General features: G+C 68.7%; 2 protein-coding genes. Both read right to left on the reverse strand.

Annotation, left to right across the window (positions count from 1 at the left end):
* Nucleotides 1-28 precede the first annotated feature (28 nt).
* A complete protein-coding gene (locus AC1D1S_RS21250) occupies nt 29-295 on the reverse strand; it encodes a hypothetical protein (protein WP_018772760.1) in 267 nt (88 codons plus the stop codon).
* Nucleotides 296-425: 130 nt separating this feature from the next.
* Nucleotides 426-1,064 (reverse strand): hypothetical protein, encoded by a 639-nt coding sequence (locus AC1D1S_RS21255; protein ID WP_476945077.1) that lies wholly within the window; start codon nt 1,062-1,064, stop codon nt 426-428.
* Between the last annotated feature and the right edge of the window lie 158 nt (nt 1,065-1,222).

Consider the following 1,222-nt stretch of genomic DNA (forward strand, 5'->3'; position numbering starts at 1 on the left):
CGCGGACGTTGGGTGGCCAGGGGCGCCGCTACGGGTCCATTCCGGCGTGCACCGGAACGAACTCGATCTTGTTCGCTGGCTGGACCGTTTTCTTGGGGGCCCGCGAGAACCCCTTGGCATCCAGGTGGTTCTGCGCCCGGTACTCCGCCAGGGCCTCGTCGTAGATCCCGTTGAGGCGGTGCCCGGAATAGACGTGTTCTGAGCCGTCCGTGAACGTGATGCTGATGAGCGACTTTTCCGGGAAGTGCCGGTTCATGCGGATGAACCCCTCGGCGTCTTGCTTGAGATTGATCATGTGGTTCCCACTTTCGTGATCGAGTTGATCCAGTCTMCCGCCTTCGCTGTGACTAAACCAACCGGCCACGGCCAGCCGGCTGCCTCCATCGGTTCAGGCCACCCTGCTCGATCGGGATGGGGGCGTACCCCTATTCGGGGGCATACGCGTCCACCGCCTGCTGCAGCACCGGGCTGAAGCGGTCCCAGGAATCGGCCGGCGTGGCCACAACCAGGACGCTGCTTCCCCGGGTTCCTGCAACGAGGCAGGCTATTTCACGGTAATTGTGGGCACCGATCCGCGTTACATAGGTGTCTTCCACGCAGGAACCGGTGCCTCCCCGGAACCCCATTCCGGCGCGGTACTGCAGCCGGCTCGCGGATGCGGCGTTCTCGCCTCTGAGATGGGCCAGCCGGAATTCGGGCCAATTGGCCAGCGACTCGTCGCCCTGTTGCGGCGTGGCATTGAGATAGATATGGAGGTCCCCGTCGGGTGCGGTGACGGTCGCGGACACGCTGCCGGGGTCGCCCGGCACGGGAGCGGCATCAGGTGGGATGGCCAGCACGGCTGTCGTGTCCGGAAGCTCCAGCGGCTGCCATCCTGCCGGGGCCGGTCCGGGACGGAACCACGCGAACGGGGTGGGGCCGGAGGCAGGCGCCGCCGTCTGGTTCCCGGCCGGACTGCCGCACGCGCCGAGGGCCAAGGCCGCTAGCGCCGCCGGCACCCCGAACAGGAGCCCCCTGCCGGGGCCCGGCCCAAGCGCCCCGTGGCTGCTACTTGTTGCCGTCACCGTCGTCCGGTCCTCCGTTGTTGTCGGCATCATGATCGTTTCCGGCAGGCACCCGGGCGGGCGGCGGAACCATGGGCCGCGGCGCCGGTGGAGCGACGCGCCGCGGGGCGGGCGCCGGCGGCCGGATCATGGGCGCCGGGGCGGGCGGCGCAATGTAC

The organism is Arthrobacter sp. P1_A5, assembly GCF_056406825.1.